At 71.3% G+C, this 25,860-nt stretch carries 16 protein-coding genes; 1 reads left to right on the top strand and 15 read right to left on the bottom strand.

From position 1 onward, the window contains the following. Window positions 1-141: 141 nt before the first annotated feature. From fusA to AB1K54_RS00915, 13 genes are all read right to left on the bottom strand, one after another. Complete coding sequence (gene fusA / locus AB1K54_RS00975; protein WP_371200822.1) at window positions 142-2,256, bottom strand: elongation factor G; 2,115 nt, start codon at window positions 2,254-2,256, stop codon at window positions 142-144. A gap of 80 nt (window positions 2,257-2,336) precedes the next feature. After that, a complete protein-coding gene (gene rpsG / locus AB1K54_RS00970; RefSeq protein ID WP_042538706.1) occupies window positions 2,337-2,807 on the bottom strand; it encodes a 30S ribosomal protein S7 in 471 nt (156 codons plus the stop codon). 5 nt (window positions 2,808-2,812) lie between these two features. After that, window positions 2,813-3,181, bottom strand: coding sequence for a 30S ribosomal protein S12 (gene rpsL / locus AB1K54_RS00965; RefSeq protein ID WP_029145644.1), 369 nt, complete (start codon window positions 3,179-3,181; stop codon window positions 2,813-2,815). 297 nt (window positions 3,182-3,478) lie between these two features. Next, complete coding sequence (locus AB1K54_RS00960; protein ID WP_371200821.1) at window positions 3,479-4,030, bottom strand: hypothetical protein; 552 nt, start codon at window positions 4,028-4,030, stop codon at window positions 3,479-3,481. After that, window positions 4,027-5,727 (bottom strand): DUF5684 domain-containing protein, encoded by a 1,701-nt coding sequence (locus tag AB1K54_RS00955; RefSeq protein WP_371200820.1) that lies wholly within the window; start codon window positions 5,725-5,727, stop codon window positions 4,027-4,029. Before AB1K54_RS00955 ends, AB1K54_RS00960 begins: the two co-directional genes overlap by 4 nt. Beyond that, the gene (locus AB1K54_RS00950) at window positions 5,724-8,264 is read right to left on the bottom strand and encodes a transglutaminase domain-containing protein (RefSeq protein ID WP_371200819.1); all 2,541 of its coding nucleotides are present in this window, start codon (window positions 8,262-8,264) and stop codon (window positions 5,724-5,726) included. The genes AB1K54_RS00955 and AB1K54_RS00950 overlap by 4 nt, the downstream gene beginning before the upstream one ends. Then, window positions 8,261-9,652 (bottom strand): DUF58 domain-containing protein, encoded by a 1,392-nt coding sequence (locus tag AB1K54_RS00945; protein WP_371200818.1) that lies wholly within the window; start codon window positions 9,650-9,652, stop codon window positions 8,261-8,263. Before AB1K54_RS00945 ends, AB1K54_RS00950 begins: the two co-directional genes overlap by 4 nt. Continuing rightward, window positions 9,649-10,614 carry an AAA family ATPase gene (locus AB1K54_RS00940; protein WP_371200817.1) on the bottom strand — a complete coding sequence of 322 codons (966 nt, stop codon included), beginning with the start codon at window positions 10,612-10,614 and terminating at the stop codon, window positions 9,649-9,651. The genes AB1K54_RS00945 and AB1K54_RS00940 overlap by 4 nt, the downstream gene beginning before the upstream one ends. 52 nt (window positions 10,615-10,666) lie before the next feature. After that, entirely contained in the window at window positions 10,667-16,693 is a 6,027-nt protein-coding gene (locus tag AB1K54_RS00935; RefSeq protein ID WP_371200816.1) for an Ig-like domain-containing protein, read from the bottom strand. Then, on the bottom strand, window positions 16,690-17,829 hold the full coding sequence (locus AB1K54_RS00930) for a serine/threonine-protein kinase (RefSeq protein WP_371200815.1): 1,140 nt from the start codon (window positions 17,827-17,829) through the stop codon (window positions 16,690-16,692). The genes AB1K54_RS00935 and AB1K54_RS00930 overlap by 4 nt, the downstream gene beginning before the upstream one ends. A gap of 132 nt (window positions 17,830-17,961) precedes the next feature. Then, entirely contained in the window at window positions 17,962-18,633 is a 672-nt protein-coding gene (locus AB1K54_RS00925; protein ID WP_371200814.1) for a spermidine/putrescine ABC transporter substrate-binding protein, read from the bottom strand. Window positions 18,634-18,732: 99 nt separating this feature from the next. Then, on the bottom strand, window positions 18,733-19,176 hold the full coding sequence (locus tag AB1K54_RS00920; protein ID WP_371200813.1) for a hypothetical protein: 444 nt from the start codon (window positions 19,174-19,176) through the stop codon (window positions 18,733-18,735). Window positions 19,177-19,220: 44 nt separating this feature from the next. Next, on the bottom strand, window positions 19,221-20,210 hold the full coding sequence (locus AB1K54_RS00915) for an ABC transporter (protein WP_371200812.1): 990 nt from the start codon (window positions 20,208-20,210) through the stop codon (window positions 19,221-19,223). Between the two features lie 135 nt (window positions 20,211-20,345). Here AB1K54_RS00915 and AB1K54_RS00910 point away from each other — a divergent pair, with 135 nt between their 5' ends. Next, complete coding sequence (locus AB1K54_RS00910; RefSeq protein WP_371200811.1) at window positions 20,346-21,011, top strand: hypothetical protein; 666 nt, start codon at window positions 20,346-20,348, stop codon at window positions 21,009-21,011. A gap of 158 nt (window positions 21,012-21,169) precedes the next feature. Here the strand turns inward: AB1K54_RS00910 and AB1K54_RS00905 are convergent, their stop codons facing one another. Both AB1K54_RS00905 and rpoC read right to left on the bottom strand, forming a co-directional pair. Then, window positions 21,170-21,772, bottom strand: coding sequence for a hypothetical protein (locus AB1K54_RS00905; protein WP_371200810.1), 603 nt, complete (start codon window positions 21,770-21,772; stop codon window positions 21,170-21,172). A gap of 159 nt (window positions 21,773-21,931) precedes the next feature. Then, window positions 21,932-25,804, bottom strand: coding sequence for a DNA-directed RNA polymerase subunit beta' (rpoC, locus tag AB1K54_RS00900; RefSeq protein WP_371200809.1), 3,873 nt, complete (start codon window positions 25,802-25,804; stop codon window positions 21,932-21,934). Between the last annotated feature and the right edge of the window lie 56 nt (window positions 25,805-25,860).

Raw genomic sequence — 25,860 nt, 5'->3', positions numbered from 1 at the left:
GATCATCTACGGGGATTCCTCCAGCTTAGTGGAGGGATTTCTGGTGTTCAGTGTGTGTCTCGACGCCCGCCTGCGGCGGCACTCGACAACCGATATTCAGTTAGCCGGACGCCGGGGCGCCGAGCCCCGGCATCCGGAGGGCTACTCGCCCTTGTTCTTCTGGACGATCTCGTCAGCGACGTTGCGAGGAACCTCGGCGTAGCTGTCGAACACCATCGAGTAGACGGCGCGTCCGGAGGTCTTCGAACGCAGGTCGCCGATGTAGCCGAACATCTCGGACAGCGGCACGTTCGCACGCACCACCTTGACGCCCGAGGCGTCCTCCATCGACTGGATCTGGCCGCGACGCGAGTTCAGGTCGCCGATGACGTCGCCCATGTACTCCTCGGGCGTACGCACCTCGACGGCCATGATCGGCTCGAGCAGGACCGGGTTCGCCTTGCGGAGGGCCTCCTTGAAGCCCATCGAGCCGGCGATCTTGAACGCCATCTCGGACGAGTCGACGTCGTGCGACGCGCCGTCCATGAGGATCGCCTTCACGCCCACGATCGGGTAGCCGGCGAGGACGCCCACTGCCATCGCGTCCTGGAAGCCCTGGTTGGTGGGCTCGATGTACTCGCGCGGGATGCGGCCACCGGTGACCTTGTTCTCGAACTCGTAGATCTTCTCGGCCGTGACCTCGAGAGGCTCGAGCGCGAACTGGATCTTCGCGAACTGACCCGATCCACCGGTCTGCTTCTTGTGCGTGTAGTCGTGGCGGTCGACGACCTTGCGGATCGTCTCGCGGTACGCGACCTGGGGCTTGCCCACGTTCGCCTCGACCTTGAACTCGCGGCGCATGCGGTCGACCATGATGTCGAGGTGCAGCTCGCCCATGCCCTTGATGACGGTCTGACCCGTCTCGTGGTTCTGCTCGACGCGGAACGTCGGGTCTTCTTCGGCGAGCTTCTGGATCGCCAGACCCAGCTTCTCCTGGTCGGCCTTGGTCTTGGGCTCGATCGCAACCTCGAGGACGGGCTCGGCGAAGGTCATCGACTCGAGCACGACCTGGTGTGCGGCATCCGACAGGGTGTCACCGGTCGTGGTGTCCTTCAGGCCGATCACCGCGTAGATGTGGCCGGCGGTCACCGAGTCGACAGGGTTCTCCTTGTTGGCGTGCATCTGGAAGATCTTCCCGATGCGCTCCTTCTTGCCCTTGGTCGAGTTGACGATCTGCGAGCCCGAGTCGAGGTGACCCGAGTACACGCGGATGTAGGTCAGGCGACCGAAGAACGGGTGCGTGACGACCTTGAACGCGAGCGCCGCGAACGGCTCGTCGCGGTCGGCGTGACGCTCGATGATCGTCTCTTCGTTCTTGGGGTCGTGCGCCTCGATGGCGGGCACGTCCAGCGGTGACGGCAGGTAGTCCACGACCGCGTCGAGCATGGGCTGCACGCCGCGGTTCTTGAACGCCGAGCCGCACAGCACGGGGTACAGCTCGCCGGAGACGGTGAGCTTGCGGATGGCGCCCTTGATCTCGGCGACCGTGAGCTCCTCACCGCCGAAGTACTTCTCGAGCAGGTGCTCGTCGGACTCGGCGACGGTCTCGAGCAGCTTCTCGCGGTACTCGGCGGCCTTGTCGGCGAGGTCGGCGGGGATCTCCTGGACCTCGTACTTGGCGCCCATGGTCACGTCGCCCTTGGCGTCGCCCGGCCACACCAGCGCGCGCATCTCGACCAGGTCGATGACGCCGACGAAATCGCTCTCGGCGCCGATCGGCAGCTGCAGCACGAGGGGCTTGGCCTTCAGGCGGTTCACGATGGTGTCGACGGTGAAGTAGAAGTCCGCGCCCAGCTTGTCCATCTTGTTGACGAAGCAGATGCGGGGGACTTCGTACTTGTCGGCCTGACGCCACACGGTCTCGGACTGGGGCTCGACGCCCTCCTTGCCGTCGAAGACCGCGACGGCGCCGTCGAGGACGCGCAGCGACCGCTCGACCTCGACCGTGAAGTCCACGTGACCGGGGGTGTCGATGATGTTGATCTGGCGGTTGTCCCAGAAGCACGTCACAGCGGCGGACGTGATGGTGATGCCGCGCTCCTGCTCCTGCTCCATCCAGTCGGTCGTGGCCGCACCGTCGTGCGTCTCGCCGATCTTGTGGTTGACGCCCGTGTAGAAGAGGATGCGCTCGGTCGTCGTCGTCTTGCCGGCATCGATGTGCGCCATGATGCCGATGTTGCGGACCTTGTTGAGGTCGGTGAGCACTTCTTGTGCCACGGGATGTCTTCCTTATCTGTCTCTCCGCCGGCCGGGCGGTCCGTTGTGCGGACGGCCCGGCCGGCGGGATGAGCGGGTGCTTACCAGCGGTAGTGCGCGAAGGCGCGGTTCGACTCGGCCATCTTGTGGGTGTCCTCGCGGCGCTTGACCGCGGCGCCCAGGCCGTTCGAGGCATCCAGGATCTCGTTCTGGAGGCGCTCGGTCATCGTCTTCTCACGACGACCCTTCGCATAGCTGACCAGCCAGCGCAGTGCCAGCGTGTTGGCGCGGTGAGGCTTGACCTCGACCGGCACCTGGTAGGTCGAACCGCCGACGCGGCGCGACTTGACCTCGAGGGTCGGGCGCACGTTGTCGAGCGCCTTCTTGAGCGTGGCGACGGCGTCCTGGCCGTTCTTGGCCTCGACGCCCTTGAGGGCGTTGTAGACGATCGACTCGGCGAGCGACTTCTTGCCGTCGACGAGGATCTTGTTCACCAGCTGGCTGACGATCGGAGCGCCGTAGACCGGGTCGTTGACGACGGGGCGCTTCGGGGCGGGTCCCTTGCGAGGCATGTTTCTCAGCCCTTCTTCGCGCCGTAGCGGCTGCGAGCCTGCTTGCGGTTCTTGACGGCCTGGGTGTCGAGCGCACCGCGGACGATCTTGTAGCGGACACCCGGGAGGTCCTTCACACGACCGCCGCGCACCAGCACGAGCGAGTGCTCCTGCAGGTTGTGGCCCTCGCCGGGGATGTAGGCGGTGACCTCGGTGCCGTTGCGGAGCTTGACACGGGCGACCTTGCGCATCGCCGAGTTCGGCTTCTTGGGCGTGGTCGTGTAGACACGGGTGCAGACGCCTGCCTGCTGCGGGTTCGACTTCAGGGCGGGCGCCTTGGTCTTCGAGACCTTGGGCGTGCGACCCTTGCGAACCAACTGCTGAATGGTTGGCACGTTCTCTCCTTGTAATGCTGTGCGGTTCTCTCGCTCCGCACAGGTGCTGCACGGTGACAGCGTTCGTGGTTTCACCACAGATCCACCCGCGCGGCAAGACCTGCCGAGCGTTTGTGTGGTGGATATGCCGTGGGGGTGGCCTGTTCGCAGACCGTTTCCCGAGATGCGGCGCACCGCAGGCCGACTCCCGCGCCGAGGCACGGTGGACGGCGCGCAATGCGCACACCCAGTCAATGATACGCGTGATCGGGGACTGCGGCAAACGAGCCGGTATCGCCACCCGGTCGCAGCGCCGTGTCAGCCCGCGTTCATCAGCGCGACGAGGACGACGACCGCGATGATCACGAGAGCCGCTGCCGCGACGGCCGCGACCAGCGCGCGCCGCCGGCCCCGCCGCCGCGCCGCCGCGCGGGCGGCGGCCGTGTCGACCGCGGGCTGCGGCGCGTGCGGTTCGACCCCGGCCCGGACCGCCGTCGCGGGGGGCGCCTGCCGCGGAGGGTACGACGCCACGACTCCCCCGCTCGGCGTCTGCGCGACGCGGTTCGAGGCGGCCGGCGCGGCGCGGTCAGGCGCGGCGTCTTCTGCGCCGACAGAGCCCGCAGGCTCGGAGCCGGGGCGCCGCGCAGGGCGCTTCGCGCTCGGGATCGTCTGCTCGGTGTCCGACGGGACGCCGGAGCGCGAGACGACCACCGTGCGCTCGTCGGGCAGGGGCGAGGCCGGGCCCACGCGCCCAGAGGCTCCAGGCGACGCGTCGGCGGTGCCCGGAGGCGACATGGGGAGCGTCACCGAATCGGACGCGCTCGGCGCTCGACGCGAGAGGGTCGTCCGCTCGTCGTCGGGATCGATCACTCCTGGCTCCGCTGCAGCTGCACCTCGGCGTCACCGAGCAGGAACCGCTCAGCGACCTCGACCTCTTCGCCCGGCGGCACCTCGACCTCGGCGCCTGTCTCGGTCGTGAACAGCACCCCGTTGGTGGAGTGCAGGTCGGTCACCCACCAGCGGCCGTCGCGCAGGCGCAGGCGCGCGTGGGTCTTCGACACCGTGCCGTCCAGGATCGCCACGAGCTGCGCCCCGGGGAACGCCGGGTCGCCGTTCGGACGTCGGCCGAGGAAGACGACCTCGGCCGTGAGGGCGACCGGGTCGCCGATCGGCGGAACGAGGGTCCAGTCGGTGCGCTTGCGGCGCGCGATGATCGTCTCTTCGAGCACGTCCTCGTCGTCGGGGATCTCGGGCTTGGTGTGGAACGCCGACACCGACAGACGCGCCGACCGCGGAGCGCCGGCGTACGGCGCGTCGGCGACCGCCGAGACCGGCCCCGACGACTCGGGGAACGCGTCGGCCTCGCTCGCCGGGGCCCACGGGTCGCGGTCGTCCGCCGCAGGGACCGGCAGCGGCACCCGCGTCACGGGCGGTCGCGTGATGTCTTCCAGGCGGGGTGCCTCGTCGGCCTCGTCGGCCTCCGAGCGCCGGCGAGCGCCGACCGCCGCGGTGGGCGGCGCGACGGTCCCCCCGCCCTCTCCACGCGTCGCTGACGCACCGCCCGGAGCCTCGGGGCGCGTGGGCCCAGCCGCGGGCGCGGAGGGCACCGCCGAGATCGGCGCGGGCGCCCCCGCCACGGCACCGGTCACCTCGCCGGTCTTGTCGGTCGTGTCGAGCACGAAGCCCTGCCACGGATCCCTCTCATCGAACGCCGGCGCCGCCGGGGCCGCCGAGACGGGCCTTCCCGGGGCGACCGGGGGCGTCCAGGCGGCGGTGCTCGTCTCGACGTCGACGGTGTCGTCGGACGCGACGGCGGGGGCGGGCACCCCCGCGGGGGCTGCGGCGACCGGCACGGCCGGGGCGGGAGCGGCGGGGGGCGCCGGAGGGCGCGGAGGCATCACGGGAAGCGTCCCGCCGTACACGCCCGCGGGGGCGGGGGGCACGGCGCCCGGCGCGGACGCGCCCGCGCCGTGGTGCGGCATCGGCGGAAGGGACGACGCGGGCGGCGCGAAGCCCGCGGCCGCGGCCGGGACGAAGCCCGCGGCGGCGGGCGGAAGTGCGCCGGTCCGCCCGCCCGCCGGGTAGCCGGGCGGCGAGGCGGGGGCCGGGAACCGGGGCAGCGGCGGCAGGCCCGCGGCCGCCTCGGTCGAGGCGCGGTCCACCGCGAAGGACGCACGGGCCGAGGCATCCGGCGCCCGTCCGATCCAGCGCGCGCTGCCCCAGCCGACGACGGATGCCCAGATGGGAAACGCCACCACGCCCACGACGGTCATGCCGGCGCCGTACCCGAACACGACGTTGAGGCGGTACAGCACCATCGAGAACAGCACGATCATCGCGATCACGTTGATGACCGGCAGGAGGCCCAGCAGCAGCAGCCACGGCGAGTACCCCACCAGCTGCACCAGCACGACCGAGTTGAGGATGGGCACCCACGCCTTCCACGGCTCGACACCGCATTTGCGGAAGACCGCGGCCAGCGCGGCCGACGCCCAGACGTACACGCCTGCCCACAGGAACAGGCCCAGCAGCGGACCGAGGATGGACGCGGTGGCATCGTTGTTCATGACGTGGGACGCACGGCCTCGAACCGGCGTCGCCCCCTCTCGGTTGTTCTCGTGCGGGCGCCCCGTGCGGGCGCCAGCGGTCGCAGCAGTGATGTCAAAGATACGGTCGCGCGCAGCCCGCGCCAGAATCCGTTTTCGCGGCGCAGCTCGCGGCGCTCGGCCTCGACGACCGACCAGAACCGCTCGGCGTCCTCGGGCGTCAGGTCGGCGGGCGAGAAGACGGCGCGGTCCGCCTCCCGTGCGAGGGTCGCCCCGGCGGGCGTCGCGAAGGCGGCGGCGAGCTCGCTGCGGGTCAGCGACGCAGGCGCCGGGCGGCCCTGATCGACGGCGGCGTCGACGTACTCGTCCCAGCCGCCGGCGATGCGCTCCTGCGGCGCTCCGCCGCGGCGGCGGCCGCGACGCCGGGCCGCCTTCATCCACACGATCGCCAGGAACGGTCCGACCGCCAGCGCGAGCACGATGAGCGCTATGCCCCCCAACCGCAGCACCGGCCACAGCCAGGCCAGATCGAGTGCGGCATCCGGCGCGTCATCCCGGCCCGCGGCGGAGTCCTCCTGCGTCGGATCCGGCGGCACGACCTCTTCGACCGAGTCGGGGCGCACCTCGGTGACGTTCTCGGGGTCGCGCTGCTCGGTCACGTCGAGACTCGGGGACTGCGCGTACTGGGGTGTCACGTCGATCGGGATCCAGTCGCCGTCGGCGGACTGCACCTCGGTCCACGCCGTGAGATCCTCGGCGCGGCACCGGCCCGCCTCGCACACCGCGAGCCCGGGCTCGGCGGCCTCCAGCCGCGCCCCGAGCACCACCCGCGACGGGAACCCCAGCTCGCGCGCCATCAGCGCCACGGCGACCGCGAACTGCTCGTCGTCGCCGATCGCGGCGACGTAGTTGTCGGATGCCTCGGCCCGCGGATCGCTCTCGCGCTCGAGCAGGCGCGAGAACATCGTGTCGATGCGCGCGAGCGAGTGCCCGGACGCGCTCGGCTGGAACGAGTAGTCCCCGAGTGCCAGGGTCCACTCGGGCGCGGTGTCGCCGACCATGAGCCCGTGGCTGAGGTACCCGCGTTCGCGCAGCAGCGCCACGAGCCCGGCCAGCTCGGCACCGCCCGAGCCCGCGCCGTTCTCGTCCATCCACGCGCGCAGGCTGTCGGGCACCGGCACGCCCCCCGGGCTCCCCGGGGCGTCGATCTCGTCGAGGACCGGAATCTCGGGCACGACGCCGCGCGTGAGGTACGCGTCGCCCTCGGCAAGACCGCCCCCCACGGTGTGCACCGCGGCGGAGGCTGCCGCGTTGTAGTAGAAGCGGTCCTCGAGCGACGCCGCCCGGCCGCCGTGGAACTCGACGTCCTCGAGACGGCCGACCGTGGGCATCCAGATGCGGTCCCAGGCCTCGATGCGCACCTGCACCGCGACCTCGGCGCCGGGGCCCGCGTCGAGGGCCGAAGGCACGCGCACGAAGCGGCCCGCGTCGGCGGCGCCCTCGCCGCCCGAGCGGAACACCTCGCCGTCGTACGCGTCCAGCGTCGCGATCCGCACACGGTCGGGCAGAGCCCCCTCGACCGGGGTGACCGTGAACAGCACGGATTCCGCGCGCCCGTCGGCGAACAGCGCGCGGTACTCGCTGAGCGGGCTCGGCTCGGCCGAGAAGTCGATGTCGGGCCCGACCGCCGATCTGAGCACCTCGCGGTCGGCTCCGCGCGCAGCGTACGGCACCACCGCAGCCGAGATCGCGAGGGCGCCGACCACCATGCCCGCGCCGAGCGCGAGCCGGCGGCGGTCTGCGGCGGTCGTGCGGCGCGAGATGCGCACACCGCTGGATGCCGCGGCCCGCTGCAGCGCCCGCAGGCGCTCGTCGTGCGTGCGCCAGGCCAGCCACAGCATGCAGGCCAGCAGACCCGCGATGCCGATCGCCGTCTCGACCGGCGCACGCAGCATGACCGGGCCGACCACGAGCGGGGAGCTCACCGACGTGCGGCCGAAGAACAGGCCGAACGACACCATGCCGAGCGCGACGGGCACGGCGGCGTACGCCCAGCGCTCCTCGCGCCACGACAGGACAAGCACGAGGCAGGTTCCGATGAGGAACACCACGAGGGCCGGCACCAGCAGGTTGCGGTACGAGCCCACCGGCAGCTCGACGGTCACGAGGTCCTTCCAGCCGAACACGACGCCGTTGCCGAGTTCGACGAGCCCGCGCAGCAGATCGGGCACGCCGCCCAGCCGCGACGGCACCGCGAGCGGCACGCCGAGGATCAGCATCGCGGCGGCCACGACCCCGGCCACGATCGCCCCGTTCCAGCGGCGCCGGTGCGCCACGGCGGCGATGGCGCCTCCGGCGAGCGCTCCCCCGGCCACCAGCAGCACGAAGGAGCCCGACCGGTGGATCGGCCACGCCGCGAGCGCCGCGGCGGCCACCACGATCACCGTGAACGCGGCGCCGGCGGCCACGCGCGGCACGATCCAGGGAACGCGCGTGTGCGCGTCGGCGACGGATGCCGCCGCATCCGTTCCCCGCCCGGCGCCCGCTCCGGCGCTCACGAGGTCGCCCCGCGAAGCAGAAGACCGGACAGGTCGTCGATGAGGCCGACGGTGAGCACAGTCATGGCCGACAGCGTCTGCATACGCGGATGCGCGCGCTCGTCGCAGATGACGGCGATCACCGCGGTGTCGGCCGAGAACGACAGCGCCGCGTGCTGCAGGCGCGCGAGGGGCACACGAGAGCCCGCCACGACGAACGCGATCGAAAGCTGCTGCGTCGACTCCGCGGTGAGGCGGCACACCTCGCCGACGGGCATCGTGTTCTCGAGCAGTTCGACGCCGCTGAACTCGTCGAGCATCGGTCGCGGCGCGCTCGCCGGGATGCGGCGGATGGCGCGCAGGCGCCCGCGCACCACACGCGGGATCTCTGATCCGACCACGATCTGCACGTCGCGCGCGTCGTGCACGGCACGAAGCCCCAGCGACGCGGCGCACGAGACGGCGAGCTCGAACTCGTCGGCGTCGAGGTACTCGGCCTCGGCGACGCCGAGCACCACAGCCATGCGCGATCGCCGCGACTCCTCGTACTGGCGCACCATGAGCCGGCCGGTCTTGGCGGTCGACTTCCAATGGATCTGGCGGCGGGAATCCCCCGGCGCGTACTCGCGGATCGCGTGGAACGACATGTCGGAATCGACCAGGCGTCGCGTGGGGCTGCCCTCGAGGTCGCGGATGAGCCCTGCGCTCGTCGAGGGCAGTCCCGTGGTGCGCGGGTGCACGTACACCTCATGCACGTCGTCGAACGCGTTCTCGCGGCGCAGCAGCCCGATCGGGTCGCTGCGCACCGTCGTGGCGGGACCCACCGTCACGATGCCGCGACGCAGCCCGGGGATCTCCAGCGGCTGCGCGATCGTGTGCCCGGGCCGCAGCAGCGGCACCCCGAACTCGACCAGCCCCGCACCCACCGGAATGTCGATGCGCCCCGGCAGCGACAGCCGGTGGCCGCCGTTTCGCACGACGATCTCGCCCGAGAGGTCGCCGCCGGCCACGACACGCTCGTGCGCGAGGGTCAGCTCGACGTCGTACGAGCGCACGCCGAACAAGAACGGCACCGCCGCGAGGAGCAGAAGCACCGATGCCGCGCCGGCGACCATCCACTCCATCCATCCGAACACCATTCCGAGCACGAGACCCGCCGTCGCGGCCAGCACGACGAGGGCACCGGCCGGGCGGATGGTCGCGGCGGTCCACTCCGCGGCCGTGGCCACTCGCGAGCCGGCGGTCCGCCACGCGGCCGTGCCCCACACCGCCGCACGCACGAACGCACGGCCTCGGCGCGACGGACCCACGCTCGTCGAGGTGACGTGCGTGCGCTCGGTCCCCCCGCTGCGCCCGATGGCGCCGGTGGACTGGACGGTGCGGGCGAGCCTCGACTCGGCGGCGCTCATACTGGTTCGCGTTTCGAGGGCGGCACGACATCGAGCAGCACCTGCCCGACCACGGTCTCCTGCGTGACCCCGTCGAACTCGGCCTCGGGGTGCAGAATCAGGCGGTGCGACAGCACCGGCACGGCGAGCGTCTTGACGTCGTCGGGGGTCGCATACGTGCGCCCCTGCGACGCCGCACGGGTGCGGACGGCACGGGACAGAGCGAGGGCCCCGCGGATGCTGACACCCAGCCGCACCTCGTCGGCCGTGCGGGTGCCCTCCACGAGCCGCGCGATGTAATCGAGCACGAGCGCGTCGACGTACACCTGGCCGGCGAGATCGGCCATGCCGACCATGGCCTGCGGCGTGATGATGGGGGTCAGGCGCGTCGTGGCGACGGCCGCGCCGTCGAGGATGCGCACGGTCGCGGCATGGTCGGGGTAGCCGAGCGACGTTCGCATCATGAAGCGGTCGAGCTGCGCCTCGGGAAGACGGTAGGTGCCGGCCTGCTCCACCGGGTTCTGCGTCGCGATCACCAGGAACGGCACGCCGACCTCTCGCGAGACGCCGTCGATCGTGACGCGCCCCTCCTCCATCACCTCCAGCAGCGCCGACTGCGTCTTCGGGCTCGCGCGGTTGATCTCGTCAGCGAGCACGATGTTGGCGAAGACGGGTCCCGCGTGAAACTCGAACACGCCCTCCTTCTGGTCGTACACGCTGAGGCCCGTGATGTCGCCCGGCAGCAGGTCGGGCGTGAACTGGATGCGCGTGTTCGTGCCCTGGACCGACTGCGCCATCGCCCGCGCGAGCGAGGTCTTGCCCGTTCCGGGCACGTCCTCGAGCAGCACGTGGCCGTCGCTGAGCATCGCGGTGAGGACGAGTTCGACCACATGACGCTTGCCGAGCACAGCACGCTCGACGTTGTCGGCGAGCTGGCTGAACGTCCGCGCGAACCAGTCGGCCTGCTCCTGCGTGATGGTCATGTCGTCGTCCTCGGGGTCGTGATGGCGGGTGTGATGGCCGGATGCCGACGCCTCAGGGCGCGGGCGCGGGATCCGGATCGGGATCCGGATCGGGATCCGGATCGGGGTCGGGATCGGGATCGGCGGGCGGCGGCGGGGGATCGTTCGGCTGGCACGACGCGGCGAACGAGGTCGACACCGGCGCCAGGCCCCAGCCCTGGGCGTCCCAGTTCACCGAGACGCCGATGCCCTCGACCCGGACGGCGCCGACGGGGACATCCCACGTTCCGTCGGCGTGCGGCAGCACGCGGTCGTGCTTGTCGTAGTAGACGAGGTCGTCTTTGGCGAACGAGAACTTCGCAGAGGAGCCGTCTGGCGCGTTCGAGGAGCGGCCGCGCGGGGCGAGCGCACCGCCGCCGACGCACGCGGGAAGATCCCACGTCGCCTGCACCTGGTACGGCGCGCTTCCGGCGCGGGGAAGGACCGTCGACCACGGGGTCGCCGTTCCCCACCAGTCGTGGACGTAGCGCACCTGGATGCCCGGATCCTGGCCGAACACCGTCGTTGAGGGGCCCCAGCCGCTCCAGTCGAGGTGGTTGCGGTTCGGGATCCGCTCGGAGCTGGTCGGCTCGGCGCGGATGACCCAGTCCGCGCGCTGCCCGTTCACGTTCGGGGTGGCATCCACCGCGAACGTGTAGCCCCTCGGCGCCATGCCGGACTGCTGGGCCTGCACCCGCTGGGTCGTCTCTGCCCGGCCGAACGACCTGTCGCCGTAGTAGGACTCGACGCAGACGCGGAACGTGTACTCCTCGCCGTCCGGAACAGTGAACGTCGCCTGCGAGCCCCCCGCGGCGACCACGCAGGACTGACCCTCCGGGACGATGCCGTACCGCAGCGACGAGCCGTCGCCGTTGCGCTGCGAAGAGGCGATCGCGGTGATCGTCGCGGTGTCGTCGCCGTTCGACACCGCACTCAGCGTCAGCTGCGGCGCCAAGGGCGCGCCGATCCCGTTCGCGAGCAGCCGGTAGATCCCGCCCGACGTCGATCCGGGAAGACCCTGCGGGATCTCGAACCGCGAGAACGCGGTCACCGTGACCTCGGTCGCGAGGTTCGTGCCGATCCGGTACGAGGGCACGACCAGGCTCGTCTCGTCGCCGCCGACCTGCACGCGCACGGTCTCGCCGGTCTGGCTCGCGATCTCGAGGCTGCCGGTCGCCCCAGGGTCGACGCCGTCGATCACGAGCGACACGAAACCGCCCTGCTCGTCGCCGGTGACGACAGGTTCGGCCGTGACGCTCGCCGGCGCACGAGGCGGGTCGTACGCCCACGCCTCCGCGCGCGCGCTCGTCTTGGACTCGCCCACGGCGTTCACCGCCCACGCCTCGTAGGTGCGCAGCTGCCCGTTGGGCGCGACGAACGGCGGGCACGCCCCGTCGGCGTCGCAACGAACGACCTCCTGCCCGTCCTGGCGGATCACGAAGCCCGTGAGCGCGGGGTACGCCAGCCGCGCGTCACCGGGATCCACGCGCAGCGTCACGCTGTCGTTCGCGTACGCCACCTGCCGGACGCTCGCGGGAGCTCTGGGGTAGCCCTGCAGATCGAGCAGCACCCGTCCGTCGCGCTCGGAGTTCGTGACGCGGCCCTGCGCGTCGCGCACCGAGAACGAGGCGGTGCACGTCGCGCCCGGGGCATCCGCCGTCCACGTCGCCGTGATCGACGTCGCCGAGGCCACCGCGAAGTCGACCCCCACGCACGCGCCGGTCGCCCGCACCTCGATGACCTCGAGCGGCGTGCGCGGCAGCGGGTTGACCTCGCCGCCGACGCCCACGACGCCGATCGCGCACGAGGATCCGGTCGCCTGCGAGCACTGCTGCACGACCGATCCGCCCTGGGGCAGCGTCGACGGCGCGGCGCCCACGCGCAGGATGAGCCGTGCAGGGGTCACCGCCGTGTGGCTGGTGACCGACACCACCACGACCTCCTCGCTGCCCGGCACCGCGCGGTCCTCGCCGGTCACGGTCAGCTCCGAGCCCTCCTGCACGACCTCGAAGGCGCCGGAAGCGTGCTCAGTGTGGTAGACGATGCCCTCCCAGTCGGCCCGCAGCTGCCACGTGGTCATGTTCCGCAGATCGAAGGTCGCCGTCTCTCCCGGGCCGACCGTGATCGACGCGGGGCGCAGCTCCGGCTGCGGATCGCGCGGGTGCACCGCGATCGGCACCGACAGGTACGTCCAGTCCTTCGTGCCGACCAGGCGCACCGGCACCTGGCACGCGTCGACCCACGGCGCGCCGGCGCCCGCGTCGTAGCGGATCCTGGTGCCTTCGTCGACCGCGCAGGCGCCCTCCGCGCGGGCACCGGATGCCTTCGCCTCGGCGCCCACCTCGATGCTGCTGCCGCGGGGTCGGGCAACGAAGGCGGTCATGTCGAACGTCGTGGACTCCAGCTCCGTCACCTCGGGAGCGGCCGCGCTCGCGCGCAGCGTCAGCGCGAGATCGTCGTCGCCCGGCACGCGCAGGAACCCGTACGAGACGACCTCCCCCGACGCGCCCTCGCCGGTGACCGCGAAGGGGATCAGGCGGGTCTTCTTGGGCAGGTCGCCGCGCAGCTCGGAACCGTTCACCGACACTCCGGCGGGGTCGCCCCACAGCGACACCTTCAGCGTCGACACGTTTCCGCCCGACCAGGTCACCTTGTCGGCGAGAACGTCGACCCCGCGCGGGAAGTCGTCGCGCGTCTCGACGGTCAGGTTCGTGTCGGCCACGACCGGATAGTCCGGCACGCTCTCGCGCACGACCTTGACCACGACCAGGCCCCGGCCGGTGTTCCCCGAGGACGACTCGATGTCGTAGAGGAACGACATCGTGGCAGGCGTGTCACCCGCCGAGATCACGACGGTCGCGTCATCCCTGTCCAGAATGCGGTCGCTCAGGCGCTCGTACTCGGGGTTGGGGCTGCCGTCGATCAGCGAGGTCGGCACGTCGGGCCGGATGTCGGTGATCGTGAGCGTCCCCATGGTCGGGTCGACGTCGTTGGACAGCGGGCTCACGCGGATCGTGTTGCCCGCGCCGGCCTGCACCTGCACGTAGTCGGTGTAGGTGATCGGGCTCGGGTTGGCCTCGCTGTCGAGCACGCCCACCCGCACCGTCCCCTCGGCGGCCTCGCCGAAGGAGTCCACGACGCGGTACCGGAACGACACCTGACCCTTGTCGCCCGCGACACTGGTGTAGAGGATGCCCGCGCCGTCGGCCGAGATCGTCGCCGCTCCGCGCTCAGGCTGGGCGACGATCCGGTCGAGGGTGACGACATCGCCGTCGGGGTCCATCCCGAACCCGTCGAACCCGATCAGCACCGCCTGGCCGCTGAGCACCCGGCCTTCGAGCCGGTCCGCGGCGGGAGCGCGGTTCGCGTCGTCGTCGATCACGCGCACGCGCACGGTCGCGGCATCCGCGAGCGAGGGCGCACCGGTCGTGAAGACGGTGTAGTCGATGCCGTACTCTCCCGGCTCGCTCGGTGCGAGGTAGCGCAGCAGGTCGCCGGAGGCGAAGGCCAGCGCGTCGGGCGTGGACGAGGCGACTGACGCAGGATTGAGCGTGGGGCGTCCGCCCGACGGAGAGATGTCGTTGTCGAGCACAGGGATGTCGATCTGGGCGCCCGCGCGCACCACGACCGTGTCATCGACCGCGATGGGCGCGAGCTCGGGCGCGGGCGGCAGCAGGTACACCGTGGCCTCGCCCTCGACCGACGAGCCCGAGTCCTCGGTGCCGTCGCTGACGAGGTACGACACGGTGCCCAGCCGCCCCGGACTGCCGTCGGCGGTCGAGCCCGACACCCGCAGGTGGTTCTGACCCACGGCATCCACCGACAGCGTCGCGCCGTCGTCGGCACGAGCCACCACGTCGCTGAGCAGCAGCACGCGCCGCGTGGGGTTGGCGACGGCGTCGAAGACCTGGAGCGTCGCATCCTGCTGCGGGTGCACGAAGGCCACCACCGGCGAGGTCGCCAACTGCGCCGGGGCGTCGGCGGGCAGCAGGGTGATCCGCACCGTCCCGGTGGCCTCGCTCGTGCCGTCGGTCACGGTGAAGTCGACGCGGAACGTGCCGGGATCGCTCGCCGAGAAGTCGAACGAGGTCGAGCCGCCCACGACGGTCGCACTCGCCGCAGCGTCGTCGAGCACGCGCACCGAATCCAGCGACAGGGCCCCGGCGGTGCCGGTGACGTGGCCTTCCACGTCGACCGTCAGTCCCGACGCGACCGTGTCGGTCACCGCGAACGACTGCACCGCGAGCTTCGGCTGCGGCGAGACCGTCACCATGAGGTTCTTCACCGCGGTCTGGCCCTGCGTGTCGGACACCGTCACGGCCAGCTCGACGGTCTGCTCCCCCGCGACGCCGTCGTCGCTGTGCTGATAGACGACCTCGCCGCCGGGGGTCGCCGCGACGCTCCCGATGCCGGTCGTGTTGTGCACCGACAGCAGCAGCAGCGGATCGCCCTCGGGGTCGACCCAGCCGTCGAGCACCGGCACGGTCACTGTGCCGCCGACGGCGACCTCGGGCTGCGGCCACTGCACGAGGCACCGCTCCACACCGCACCACTCCGGTGCGGACTCGGCCGACGACCCGGCCAGAGAGAGCGTCACCGTCGTCGGCGGCGAGCGCAGCCCCCCCACCGCGGTACCGTCCGTGACGGCGTACTCGAACACCGCCGACCCGTGGGCGTCCGGCGCGACCTTCACCGCGAACCGCTGGCCGTCGTCGGTGATCGTCACCGTGCCGAACGCCGGGTCCAGGCCCGACACCGAGTCGGGATCGATCGTGAGGACGTCCTCGTTCGGGTCGTGGTCGTTCAGCAGCACCGGAAGCGTCGCCAGCGCGCCCGCGCGCACGCCGAACGCGTCCGGCTCGGCGATCGGGGGCTTCGGGTCGAGCACCACCTGCAGCTGCTCCTCCGAGGGCACCGCGTCCGGATCCGTGCGGTCGTCCAGTCGCCAGTCCTGGCTCGACGGGATCAGCTTCCCGTCGGGCACCGACCACGCCCACCCCGACCGCGTCTCGTTGAGGATCATCGCCGACTGGCTCGCGACGAACGCGGGCCGACGCTGGTCAGGCAGAGCCTCGCCGTCGTAGTCCAGCGGCACCTCGACTCCGTCGCCCGACCGCCACAGCACTCCCCCGTCATCGCCCTGCCCGAGCCAGGCGGCGTAGGTCTGGCCCTCGTGCGCGATCGGCTGGGCGGGCTCGCCGAGCACAGGCCCCGCCTCGCCTCCCACGCGAGTCTGCATCGCGGCGCCGTCGACCGGCACGCTCACCAGCGATCTGTCGTCGACGAGGTACACGCTCGAGCCGCCGGTGCTTGGAGCGCCCACCCGCACGGCTCCGCCGAGCGGGGCGCGGGTCGAGGCATCCTGCCCCCGCAGCCACACGTCGGCGTCCTCGGTGTCGACGACCGCCCACATGTCGCCCGCGGCGGTGATCGCCGGCGAAGCGAGTCCGTCGACGTCGAGCGGATCGCGCCCGCGGACCTGCTGCTGGCGGATGTCGTAGCGCAGCACTGAGCGGTCGGCGCGCGAGTACGCGAACAGCATGCCGCGCGCGTTGACGGCGATCGCCTCGGCCGTGTACTGGGGCGCGTTCTCGTCGCCCGACGGGAACGGATCCAGCTTCGCGGCGCCACCGGCCGACAGCCGCCCCGCGTACACGGCGCCGGAGTCGGTCAGATAGGCGACGAAGTCCCCCGCGGTGACGACGTCGATCGTGCCGGAAGGGGTCTTCTGCGAGGTCTGCAGGGCGTCCTCGTCGAGGTTCACCGGCGACGCCTCGTCGATGCGGGTGAGAGTGCTGAAGCTGCCGCTGAACAGATACGCGGCGTCGTCGGTCTGCACCACCTGGTCGGGGTTGCTGATGCTGCGGACCGTGTCGAGTTCGCCGACGGCGGTGTTCACGCGCGCGTAGCGGCGGCCGTCACCGGTCTGCAGCGCCCACACCGCCGAATCCACGCTCGGAGTCTCCTGCGCGTCGAGCCCCGGCCACACGACGCTGACGGCGATGACGGATGCCACGACCGCGCCCGCCGCGCCGAGGCCGATCAGCGTCCCGCGCCTCACCCCAGCCCCCCGACGGCCAAGAGCGTGCCGATCACGGCTGCGGCGCCGACGACGACGCCCGCGCCGATGCCGACGACCCACGGCAGCACGCGGGCGCGGCGGCGCGCGGGAGCCGAGATCTCGGTGTCCTCGTCGCGCGCGAGCGCCGCGACCCCGGATCCGCTGCGCGTCTTGCGCGTGCGCTCGCGCTCGACCTGTGAACGAGCCGGCCCGCGCAGCGCCGAGTCCGAGAAGTCCACGGGGGCCGATGCCGGCGACCACTCGGCATTCGGAACCTCGAGAGGCGTCGGAGACAGCCCGAGACCCGCCTGCACCTCGCGCAGCGCGTCGCCGAACGCGCGCGCCGACTCGTAGCGCTTGGCCGGGTCGCGGCTCATCGACGCCGCGAGCACCCGCTGCAGCGCCTCCGGGACGTCGGCGCGCGGGATCTCGACGTACGTCGCGCGCGCGATGCGCCGCCGCAGCAGATCCTTCGTGTTCTGCCCGCGCTCGCGCCGCTCGAACGGGCTGTGCCCGGCCAGCAGCGAGTACACCGTCGCGCCGAGGCTCCACACCTCGCTCGCCACGGTGCCCGACGTGCCCTCGGCCACCACCTCGGGCGCGCTCCACGGGATCGACATCGCCACGACCTCGCCCCCGCTCTTGCGCTGCAGCGACGCCGAGATGCCGAAGTCGGCGAGCACCGGGGTGCCGAACGTCGTGATGAGGATGTTGCTCGGCTTCACGTCGCGGTGGATGAGGCCCGCGCGGTGCGCGGACTCGAGCGCGCTGGCCATGCGCACCCCGATCGCGAGCACCTCGTCGACCGGGAGCCGCTCGACGCGATACCGCTGCGCGAGCGAGCCCGGGCAGTACTCCATGACGATGTACGGGCGGCCGTCGGCCGAGATGCTCGCCTGATAGACGGTCACGATGGACGGATGCGCCGAGAGGTGCGCGAGCACGTCCGCCTCGGCGTTGAACATGCGCCGCAGCTCAGGATCGCGCACGTCGCTGGGCAGCACCTTCACGGCGACGTCGCGCCGCGGCATGTCCTGCTCGTAGAGGAACACGTCGGCGAAGCCGCCGGAGCCGAGCGGGCGGATGTAGGCGAGCCCGGGAAGGATCGGAGGTGCCGAGGGGAGCCGCGTGGCCATGGCAACTCCTCCTTCGCGGCGATTCGACAGTGCAACAGGTGCCGCGTCCGACAGCAAACCCGGCCATGCTAACAAAACCGGATCAAAACCCCCTCCGATCGCGTGTTCGTGACACGCGGCCGCCGGGGTGGGTCAGTCCGGTCCCGCAGCGTCTTCCGGTTCGTGCGGGTCGAACGGCGCGTCCAGCGAGCGGGTCAGGTCGGCGAGCATCGCCTCGATCTGCGGCTCGACGTACTGGGTGACGGCCGCCTGGATGCGCAGGCGGTGGTGCAGCAGGATCGTGCACACCTCGCGCCCGACCATGTTCGCGTAATCGTCGGCGAGCCCCACCTCCTGGCGCAGCGCCGCCTTCGCCTCGTCGCTGAGCGGCGGAAGGGCGGGCACGTCGGCGTCGGCCTCTTCGGCCAGGCCCGCGATCGTGAAGAGGAAGGGGGCTCCGGGCGTCGGCTCGGGATCCAGCGGCAGCCCCTCGAACTCGGGGTCGAGGTCTTCGGCGGGTCGGTAGGTGCGCGCACGGTTGCGCGCGGCCTGCTGGTCGAGCTCGGACTGCAGCATCGGGAGGTTGCGTGCGGTGTAGTCGGCGACCGACTGGTCGACGATCGTCTTGATGCGGGTCGAGAGCCCGTGCTGCACGCCGTGCGGCACATCGGTCCCCAGGCCCGCGGCCGACAGCACCGGCGAACCGAAGCAGCGACGGCATGGGGCCACGCGCCCGCGGTGCGTGGAGGGCTCCCACCGGGGCAGCCACCGCAGCCAGGCGTCCACCGCCTGGCTCACGCGGGTCTCCAACGACCGCTCCTGCATGCTCCTAAAGTAGTCGCCCCAGCGCCGCTGCACGCCTGTTCGCCGGCGTCGGATGCTCGCCAAGCGCCGGGTGCGGGCACGGATGCCTCGTCCCCGGCGTCACTGCTGCTCCCACGGCCACTGGGGGCGATGCGCCCGGGTGCGCGTGAGGGCGATGCCGCCCCACGCCGAGACGAAGGCTGACACGAGCACGACCACGCCGAACCAGCCGGTGACGATGCGGCCGGCCGCGGCTGCCGCCACTGCGAGACCCGAGCCAGCCAGCAGCGCTCCCAGCCCCGCACCCGCGACGTACGCGAGGGCCGTGGCCAGCGCTGTCCACAGCGCGCCCCAGAACGACGCCCTCGCCGGACGCAGCGACAGCGCGAGCCCGACGACGAACACGACGGTCGCGAGGCAGGTGCCGACGACACCAGGCAGGGGCCCGAGATCGGATGCCGCGATCACGTCCTCGTCGAGCAGCAGGCTCGTCATCCCGAGCCCCGCGATCTCGAGCGCGACATACGCGATCGTCGCGAAGACGACGGCGACGGGCTTGCGCACCGGGCCGCCCTGCGACGGGCCCGGTGTGCCAGGCGTGCCCGCGCTCACTGTCGGACGAGCGTCGGACCCGCCTCGAGCGTGCGCTCGTACTCGAACTGGGCCGCGTTGTTGAGCTCGGCGACCTTGCGGCCCCGCGCCGACGCCCACGCGCCGAACCAGATCGTCAGCTCGCGCGCGAACACGAACGCGAACACCGCGAGCGGGGCGAACAGCTGCGACTCGACCAGGGCGAGGCCCTCGCGCGCCGTCAGCAGCCAGAACGGCGCCTGGAAGAGCTGGCCGAGCAGGTGCCCGCCGTAGCCGGCAAGCCCCACCAGCACGCCCACGACCACCCACACGCCCCACCGGCCGCGGTTGATCATCGCCCCCAGCAGCCAGAACGCGAGGTAGAACACGACGATCGGCACCCACAGCGACCACGTCTGCAGCGCGTCCACGGCCGCCGTGCCCACGTTGTCGGCGGTCACCTCGCCGTTCACGGCCCCGATGCCCAGCCACGCCCCGAGGTACAGGACCCCGAACGACAGCGCCGCGAGGAGGCCGATCGCGCCGGCGGCGGCACGGTTGCCGCGAGGCGTGGGCGGCTCGGGCGCCTGCACGAAGATGGGCGCGACCGACGCGACGGCCACGCCCGCGTCGGCGACCGGCTCGCTGGGCGCCACCACAGCGGTCGGCACGTACTCGTCGTAGGCGGTGGTCGGCGCGTCGTACGCGGTCGTCTCGGCCTCGACGGGGTACGCGGTGGTGGCGGCGTCGCTGTGCGAAGCGGCCGCGTCGTATGCGATCGTCTCCTCCGCGGCGCGAGCGGGCTCGGCCGCAGGCTCTGCCCCGGCCGTCTCGGACTCGATCGTCGCGGCCTCGATCGTCGCGGCCTCGGGCGTGGACTGCGGTGCCTCGGGCGCGGGCGCGGCGACCGCGCCACGGCCGGCGGCCTCGGCATCCGCGAGGCTCTCGTTCACGCTCCCGACGACGTCGTCGACGTCGTGACGCTCCTCGGCGACGGGGTCGCCGCTGGTGTTCGTGGGCTCACTCATGGCGGCCGGACTCCTCACGCGGGGGACATTCCGCACCGCGAGGGTAACGCGCCGCGTGCGCCGCGACGCGCAGGCGTGCCGCGAAATGCGCGCGCCACGCTGACCGCGCCGCAGGCGCGCCCCTAGGGTGAGCGCATGCGACACCCACGACCAGAACCTGCCGAGGACCGCCGCCGCACCGCGGGGCCGCGCGCCGCGCGGCGGCCAGGACTGCGCACGGCGGGGGCGGCGGCATCGGCGCTGCTTGCACTGGGGCTGCTGGCGGCGTGCGCGTCCGAGACGCCCGCGGCCCCGTCCGCGGGCCCGAACCCGGCGCCCACGGCGCTGCCGCACGAGTCGATCACCGCCGCGCCCGACCCGTCGCCCAGCGCCACCGCCGCGGTACGGGCGACCATCCCCGACGACTGCCGCGCGATGGTCGATGCCGCGGTGCTCGCACAGCTCGAAGGCATCCCGCTCAACGACCCGGCGTTCGGCCCGTCCGGCGTGCAGCCCGACGGCAGCCTGGTGTGCGTATGGGCCGACCCCGGGGCCGACACCACGGGGCTGGTCACGAAGATCGAGTACAGGTCACGCGGGCCTGCGCTGGACATGCTCAACCAACTCGTCACCGCCGAGGGCTTCACCTGCTACACGCCCGACGGCGGCACCCGCTGCGAGAAGACCTGGCCCAACGCCACCTACCCGGTCACCGACGGGCGCACGCTGTTCTGGCGCGACGACGTGCTCATCGACACCCGCTTCTCGAACCTCGCGCCGTCGGGCTACACCTCGGCGATCGTGGCGAGCATCTGGGGCTGAGCGCCGCAAGGCGCTCAGCCCCAGATCGGTTGTCGAGTAGGCGAGGAACGAGCCGTATCGAGACAGGGGCTGAGCTCGATACACCCGCTGCGCGGGCACTCGATCGCCGCCGTCTCGCGACATCTGCTTCGCGGGCACTCTCGCGGGTTCCGCGGCGCTCACTCCCACACGTGCGCCGCGACGCGCGCGCTGTAGTCGAGCGGATGCCACGCCCTCTCGACGCTCCACAGCCACACGTCGCCGCGGAGCACCTGGTCCTCCACGACGTCCCCCGACGTGCGCGTGCAGACAAGGCTCGCGTCGGATGCCGTCGCGCACGTGAACCCCTCCCCCCGCAGCGCCGCCTCGGCGACGGAGACCGCGTCGGCCGCGCCCACTCGCGCAAGCGTCGACGCGACCTCGCGCCCCCCGTCACCCGTCCACGCGCACGAGACGATCACGCTCGGCGACAGCGCGTCGACGAGCGGCCCCGCATCGGCGGCCCTCAGCATGAGCGACTGCGACAGCAGCACGTCCGGCGTCCACACCAGCTCCGCCCACAAGTCGTTCGGATACAGGCCGCGACAGTCGGCCAGACCCCCCTCGAGCAGGGGCGTGCGCGTCGGCTCCGCTGCCCGCGGCGTGCTCGCCTGGCGCAGCGTATCGCCCGTCCACGCGACGACCACGGGCGTCATCGGAGCCGCCAGATACACGAGCGCGCCAACGACCGCGGCGCACACCATTCCCACCGGCACCGCGATCCACAGATTGCGTCCGCCCACTCTCGCCACGTCTCACCCCCACCTTCACGGTACGTGGGACCTCGGCGACGGGCGCCCCGGCACGCGCGGGAACGCCGAAGGGCCCCGGCGCAGTGCCGAGGCCCTTCGGGTGGCCCGAGTCGCGTCAAGCCCGCTGCGCGGCCGTGACCCGACTCGCGTCTAGTTGTAGTTGCCCGAGAAGTCGTCCGTCGTGAAGCTGTCGAAGTCGACGTAGCTCAGATCGGCGTCCGAGAACGCACCGTCCGAGGCGAAGATGCGGTTGGGGTACCGCTCGCTCTTGGCCTCTTCGGTCGCCTCGACGGTGACGTTGCGGTACTTCGACAGGCCCGTCCCCGCGGGGATGAGCTTTCCGATGATGACGTTCTCCTTGAGGCCGACGAGCGGGTCGCTCTTGCCCTCCATGGCCGCCTGCGTGAGCACGCGAGTGGTCTCCTGGAACGACGCGGCCGACAGCCACGACTCCGTCGCGAGCGACGCCTTCGTGATGCCCATCAGCTCGGGACGACCCGACGCGGGGCGCTTGCCCTCGGCGACCGTCTCGCGGTTGATCTGCTGGTAGCGCTTGAAGTCCACCAGCTCACCCGGGAGCAGCTTCGTGTCGGCGTGGTCGACCACCGTGACCTTGCGCAGCATCTGGCGGACGATCACCTCGATGTGCTTGTCGTGGATCGGCACGCCCTGCGAGCGGTACACGCCCTGGACGCCGTTGACGAGGTACTTCTGCACCTCGCGAGCGCCCTGCACACGCATGACCTCCTTGGGGTCGAGCGTGCCCACCAGGATCGGCTGGCCGACCGTGACGTGCTGGCCGTCCTCGACCAGCAGCGTCGCGCGCTTGAGCACGGGGTAGACGTGCGGCTCGTCGCCGTTGTCGGGCGTCAGGATGACCTTCTTGGCCTTGTCGGTCTCGTCGATCGTGATGCGGCCGTCGGCCTCGGCGATCGGCGAGGCGCCCTTGGGGGTGCGGGCCTCGAAGAGCTCCTGCACGCGGGGAAGACCCTGCGTGATGTCATCCGCCGACGCCGACCCACCGGTGTGGAACGTGCGCATCGTCAGCTGCGTGCCGGGCTCGCCGATCGACTGGGCGGCGATGATGCCGACCGCCTCGCCGATGTCGACGATCTTGCCGGTCGCAAGCGAACGGCCGTAGCAGTTCGCGCAGACACCGACCGCCGAGTCGCACGTGAGCACCGAGCGGACCTTGATCGTCTCGACACCGGCCTCGACGAGCTTGTTGATGAGCACGTCGCCCACGTCGTCGCCGGCCTGGGCCAGGACCTCGCCCTTCGCGTCGACCACGTCGGCGGCGAGGGTGCGCGCGAACACCGAGTTCTCGACGTTCGCGTCCTTGACGAGGGTGCCGTCGAACGACGCCGCCGCGATCGGGAGCTCCAGGCCCTTGGTCGTGCCGCAGTCCTCCTCGCGAATGATGACATCCTGCGAGACGTCCACGAGGCGACGGGTCAGGTAGCCCGAGTCGGCGGTACGCAGGGCCGTGTCGGCCAGACCCTTGCGGGCGCCGTGCGTCGCGATGAAGTACTCCGCCACCGACAGACCCTCGCGGTACGAGGAGATGATCGGACGGGGGATGATCTCACCCTTCGGGTTGTTCACGAGACCGCGCATGCCCGCGATGTTGCGGATCTGCAGCCAGTTTCCTCGCGCGCCCGACGACACCATGCGGTTGATGGTGTTGTCGGCCGGGAAGTTGTCGCGCATCGCCTTCTGGACGGCGTCGGTGGCCTCGGTCCAGATCTTGATGAGCTCCTGGCGACGCTCGGCGTCGGTGGTGAGACCCTTCTCGAACTGCGCCTGCACCTTCGCGGCCTGCTTCTCGTAGCCCGCGACGATCTCGCCCTTGTTCGGGGGCGTGAGGATGTCGCTCAGCGCGACGGTCACACCCGAACGCGTGGCCCAGTAGAAGCCGGCGTCCTTGATGCGGTCGAGGGATGCCGCGACCTCCACCTTCGGGTACTCCTCGGCGAGCTTGTTGACGATCTGCGACAGCTTGCCCTTGTCGGCCTGCTCGCGAACGAACGGGTAGCCCTTGGGGAGCGTGTCGTTGAAGATCGCCTGGCCGAGCGAGGCGTCCACGAGACCGTGGCGCTCGTAGCCCTCGGGGCCTTCGCCCTCGAGGAACGACAGACCCGGGATGCGGATGCGCACCTTGGCCTGCAGGTCGAGGGTGCCCTCGTCCTTGGCCAGGATCGCCTCGCCGACCGAGCCGAACACGCGACCCTCGCCGAGCGCGCCCTGCTTGACCGTGGTCAGGTGGTGCAGGCCGATGATCATGTCCTGCGAGGGCAGGGTCACCGGGCGGCCGTCCGACGGCTTCAGGATGTTGTTCGAGGCCAGCATCAGGATGCGGGCCTCGGCCTGCGCCTCGACCGACAGCGGCAGGTGCACGGCCATCTGGTCACCGTCGAAGTCGGCGTTGAACGCCGCGCACACGAGCGGGTGCAGCTGGATGGCCTTGCCCTCGACCAGCTGCGGCTCGAAGGCCTGGATGCCCAGGCGGTGCAGCGTCGGCGCACGGTTGAGCAGCACGGGGCGCTCGCGGATGATCTCTTCGAGGACGTCCCACACCTGGGCGTGCATGCGCTCGACCTGGCGCTTGGCCGCCTTGATGTTCTGCGCGTGACCGAGGTCGATCAGGCGCTTGATCACGAACGGCTTGAACAGCTCCAGAGCCATCTGCTTGGGCAGACCGCACTGGTGGAGCTTGAGCTGCGGACCCACGATGATGACCGAACGGCCCGAGTAGTCCACGCGCTTGCCGAGCAGGTTCTGACGGAACCGGCCCTGCTTGCCCTTGAGCATGTCAGAGAGCGACTTGAGCGCACGGTTGCCGGTCCCGGTGACGGGACGACCGCGGCGGCCGTTGTCGAACAGCGCGTCGACGGCCTCCTGCAGCATCCGCTTCTCGTTGTTGACGATGATCTCGGGGGCACCGAGGTCGATCAGGCGACGGAGGCGGTTGTTGCGGTTGATCACGCGGCGGTACAGGTCGTTCAGGTCGCTGGTGGCGAAGCGGCCACCGTCGAGCTGGACCATCGGGCGAAGCTCCGGCGGGATCACCGGGACCACGTCCAGGACCATCGACGCCGGGCTCATGCCCGTCTGCAGGAACGAGTTGACGACCTTCAGGCGCTTGATCGCGCGGATCTTGCGCTGACCCTTGCCCTCCGAGATCTGCAGGTGCAGGCTCTCGGACTCGGCGGCCAGGTCGAAGGCCTCGAGGCGGCGCTTGATCGACTCGGCGCCCATGTGGGCCTCGAAGTACTGGCCGAAGCGATCCTGCAGCTCGTGGAAGATCTCGTCTTCGCCCTTGAGCTGGCCGACCTCGAGCGTGCGGAAGTCCTCCCACACGCGCTCCAGGCGCGCGATCTGGTCGTCCGCGCTCTTGCGGTACTGCGCCATGTCCTTCTCGGCGGCGTCCTTGGCCTTCTTCTTCTGGTCGGCCTTGGCGCCCTCCTCCTCGAGCGCGGCGAGCTCCTCCTCCAGCTTGGCCAGGCGGCCGGCGACCTTGGCGTCGCGGCGGTCGCCGAGCGTCTTCAGCTCGAGGCGGATGTTGTTCTCCTGCGTGGCGAGGTCGCGGTGGCGCGCGTCCTCGTCGACCGAGATGACCATGTACGCGGCGAAGTAGATGACCTTCTCGAGGTCCTTCGGCGCCATGTCGAGCAGGTACCCGAGGCGCGACGGGACGCCCTTGAAGTACCAGATGTGGGTGACGGGCGCGGCGAGCTCGATGTGGCCCATGCGCTCGCGGCGCACAGAGGACTTGGTGACCTCCACGCCGCAGCGCTCGCACACGATGCCCTTGAAGCGCACGCGCTTGTACTTGCCGCAGGCGCACTCCCAGTCGCGGGACGGGCCGAAGATCTGCTCTCCGAACAGGCCGTCCTTCTCGGGCTTGAGCGTGCGGTAGTTGATGGTCTCGGGCTTCTTGACCTCGCCGTAGGACCAGCGACGGATGTCGTCGGCGGTCGCCAGGCCGATGCGAAGCTCATCGAAAGTTGTTGCGTCGAGCACGGATTCTCCTGTGTCTCAAATTTCTCGGTGATTGAGTAGGCGGCTTGCCGCCGTAT

The sequence above is a fragment of the Microbacterium sp. BWT-B31 genome (assembly GCF_041379855.1).
Lineage (GTDB): Bacteria > Actinomycetota > Actinomycetes > Actinomycetales > Microbacteriaceae > Microbacterium.
The sequence above is the reverse complement of the archived record's forward strand: the minus strand, read 5'-3'. Positions and strand labels throughout refer to the sequence as shown.